This is a genomic window from Methanocalculus sp., assembly GCF_029762515.1.
Classification (GTDB): Archaea; Halobacteriota; Methanomicrobia; order Methanomicrobiales; family Methanocorpusculaceae; genus Methanocalculus.
On the sequence record NZ_JARVGN010000244.1, the window covers coordinates 1 to 3,610 of the forward strand.

The 3,610-nt window shown below is 44.6% G+C and carries 4 protein-coding genes and 1 pseudogene; all 5 read right to left on the reverse strand.

Features of this window, described 5'->3' with window-relative positions:
• A partial coding sequence (locus QCH34_RS08885) for a DegT/DnrJ/EryC1/StrS family aminotransferase (protein ID WP_300333020.1) occupies positions 1-621 on the reverse strand: 621 nt, incomplete at its 3' end.
• 26 nt (positions 622-647) lie between these two features.
• Positions 648-1,040 (reverse strand): acyltransferase, encoded by a 393-nt coding sequence (locus QCH34_RS08890; protein WP_300333022.1) that lies wholly within the window; start codon positions 1,038-1,040, stop codon positions 648-650.
• 106 nt (positions 1,041-1,146) lie between these two features.
• A complete protein-coding gene (gene neuC / locus QCH34_RS08895; RefSeq protein ID WP_300333024.1) occupies positions 1,147-2,295 on the reverse strand; it encodes a UDP-N-acetylglucosamine 2-epimerase in 1,149 nt (382 codons plus the stop codon).
• A complete protein-coding gene (neuB, locus tag QCH34_RS08900) occupies positions 2,277-3,335 on the reverse strand; it encodes an N-acetylneuraminate synthase (RefSeq protein WP_300333026.1) in 1,059 nt (352 codons plus the stop codon). The genes neuC and neuB overlap by 19 nt, the downstream gene beginning before the upstream one ends.
• A pseudogene (locus QCH34_RS08905) lies at positions 3,332-3,610 on the reverse strand (hypothetical protein); the annotation flags it as partial. The pseudogene QCH34_RS08905 and the gene neuB, both read right to left, overlap by 4 nt.

A 3,610-nucleotide genomic window follows, 5' to 3' on the forward strand; every position in this document is an offset into this window, starting at 1 on the left:
GGTTTCCAATCTGCCATGAGAGCGAATCAATTTTGACCTCTCATAGAGATCACGATCATCTGTGACAAGAGCCCCTCCCTCCCCAGTTGTAATCACCTTATTCTGACAGAAGCTGAGCATTGATGAGTCCCCAAATGATCCAACTTTTTGGCCATCTATTGAAGCACCCAACGCCTCTGCAGCGTCCTCGATAAGGATGAGCTTGTGATCATCTGCGATCTCCCGCAGCTCCCTGATCTGACAGGGGCACCCCCCATAGTGAACAGGCATGATGGCACGGGTTCGTGAAGTGATCTGCTCAAGGACACTATCCGGGTCAAGGCCGAGTGTCGTCTCCTCGATATCAGCAAAGACCGGGCGAGCACCGACAAAGAGCGGGGCATTCGCTGTAGCAATGAAGGTGAATGACGGAATGATCACTTCATCCCCTGCGCCTACCCCATGCGCCAGCAGGGCTGTGTGCAGAGCTGATGTGCCGGAGTTGAAGGTGAGACAATAACTGGTGCCGATGTATTCGGCAAGCTCGTTTTCAAATGATGTGACGTCAGATCCAACAGCCCAGTTCATGCCTGAGCGCAGAGCTGTGGTAACGGATTCGATATCGTCTTCATCGTAGTACATTTTAAAGAGAGGTATGTTCCAGGTCATTAGGATTGCTCCATTTCATCCTTTCTTTCATCATCGGTTAGGGGGCGGATAACTTTCGCAGGAACGCCAAATGCGAGGACATTATCCGGAATATCGATATTTACAAAACTAAACGCCCCAATAATAGATCCTTCTCCAATTGTAATTCCCGGCATAATCACTGAATGGGTCCCTATACGCGATCCTTTTTTTAATCTGATAGCGCCCTCTTTTTTATCAATCGTTGAGACTGAGTAGAGTGAGCAGTGTGACCCAATCTGCACATAATCATCAATGGTTACTCCATTCTTTGCATTAATATAGGTGAAAGCCCCAATATCTGTTTTATATCCAAGTTTAAATTGTTGTGAGTGCTTCACAATCCATTGATATATTGTTGGCTTACCGTCCACAATGAGTGGATACTCCCAAGTATCATAAAGACGGATCGCAATCCCCCCATATTTCTCTAAAACAAATCATCGCCATAGCCTCTTTATTCATCAGTGCTGCTTATATTCATTCCTGCACGTTTTTAATAGTGAGATCTATTGTTGAAAGAATATAAGTAATTCTTTCTGATGATTTCCCCTCTCCATATGGATTTAAGCAATCCCTTACCTGTTCCCTGAATGCAGAATTGGTTAGTGCCTTTTCAATAGCCCTTCGTATCTCAACCCTTGCATATGCAGAGTCGATGACATTTGAGCCTTTCTCCCTTCCTTTTTGTCTTGTACCGATATTAATCGCAGGGAGTTCAAAAGAGGGGGCTTCAATGAGGGCACTACTTGAATTACCAACCAAGACGTCCACCACATTTAAAAGACTAAGATAGTCTCTATGTGGAATGCTTTGAAATGTTTGAATGAATGGGTATTCCAGATAGTCCTGAATCACAGCGATCATTGCCCTCCCACCAGCATCTGCATTTGGATAGATGAGTATAGTCTGATATTCCAGTGACACAATTGCTTCCATTGTCTCCCGAATCTGGGCACCTGCATCATGTATCTCTTCAGTTACCGGGTGTTGGATGATCATAACGATGGGTTTTGAAAAATCAAGGTGATATTTTTCAGCCAGCTCAGTTTTAGAGAGTAATTTTTCCTCCAGAATCTGATCAAGCCCCGGGGCACCAACCAAAAAAACTCGTGATGGTTCTTCTCCCATATTGATAATTCTATTCTTGCTCTCTTCTGTAGCTGGAAAATGTATTGATGCAAGTTTTGTGATTGCATGTCTGGTTGCGTCATCCACCGTTGAAGTGATCTCTCCTCCATGGATATGAGCAACAGGAATACTCAAATATGCCCCAACAATTGCCCCGGCAAGCATCTCCCCACGATCACCAAGAAGGAGAATAATGTCAGGCTTTATTTCAGAGATAACTGGGGTGAGTTTTTCAATGAACCTTCCAATAAATATGGCCATCGCAGCTTGTGTATCATCTTCATACCGAACATCACCAGTATGAAAGGAATATCCATCACTCTGTATCTCATCGATTGTATGACCAAATTCATCCATCAGGTGCATTCCTGTAACAACTATGTCAAGAGAGAGATCCGGATGTTCATGAATTCTCCTGAGTACTGAACGCATGAGGCCATAATCAGCCCGTGTTCCGGTGATATAGAGTATTTTCCGGGTCATTCCACCATATCCCATATAATGACATGATCCCTTGGAATTGCTTTTTTAGCTTTTTTACCAATAATCTGATCCAAAAATTTCGGCTCTATTCCGGTTCCTGGTCGTTTTATTCCCAAATCTTCAGATTGAATTAATGCCCCAACAGCGAGATCTCTTTTCGCCACAATACTACGCCGGGCAACCTTTTTTATTGCCATCTCCTCCTCATACGGAGACTTCACTCCATCCCCAAATGCACGCTCCACATCCCGTATTGCCTGAACCATTGCCTTCAACTCACCCGGCTCAAGAGAGGCCTGGTGATCCGGCCCTGGGAGCGAGTGATACAATGTAAAATGCTTTTCAATCACCTTCGCCCCCATGGCAGCAGCGGCAATCGGGATCGTGATTCCTTCCGTGTGATCCGAATAACCAACAGGCAACTTGAATGAACAGCGCATCGTCTCCATTGCCCGCAGGTTTACAGAATGAATAGGAGCGGGATAGCTTGTTGTGCAGTGAAGAAGCATAATCTCCTGCGCACCATGCTGCCGAAGATAGTTAACTGCCTCCTCCACCTCACCGAGAGTTGCCATTCCTGTGGAGAGGATGATGGGCTTCTTTTTTTCTGCAATCTTCTTCAGAAGGAGGACATTTGTGATCTCACCTGAGGGTATTTTGAATGCCGGAAGTCCAAGCCGATCGAGGAAGTCAACACTCTCTTCATCAAACGGAGTGGAGAGGAAGATGATGCCCTTGCTCCCGGCATAATCATACAGCTCATGAAACTCTTGATAGGTGAGTTCAAGCTGTTTGATCATCTCATATTGTGATTCTTCAGATCCCGTTGTTTCTTTCTGATATGCTGCCTTCTCGGCAGTTGAGGTGACAACATCATCTGCCCTGAATGTCTGGAACTTTACAGCATCTGCTCCTGCATCCACTGCGGCATCGATAAGCCGTTTTGCAAGGGTGATATCGCCATTGTGGTTGACACCTGCTTCAGCGATGATGAAGCAGGGGTGATCTGCACTTATAGTTTTATGGGCGATTTTTATTGGTTGAATAGGAATCATCTCTTATTTAGAATGATGGTTTCAGCAATGAGGAAGTCAATTTCACTATCGATATCTACACTCTTCTCCTGAGACATATAATAGGGTTTGGTTTTTATTGTATAGAAAGAATGATATTGTTTCAAAATTGATGGGGACGTAATATAAATCGCTCCATTTGGGAGATATGTTTTTGGATAATCCTGCCTTCTGTTTGTAAGTGATTCCGGACCAAGTAGTGGCTGAAGGAATCCATCCCTCAAAATCAAATTCCAGTAGGGAGGGTGTGCTGATTC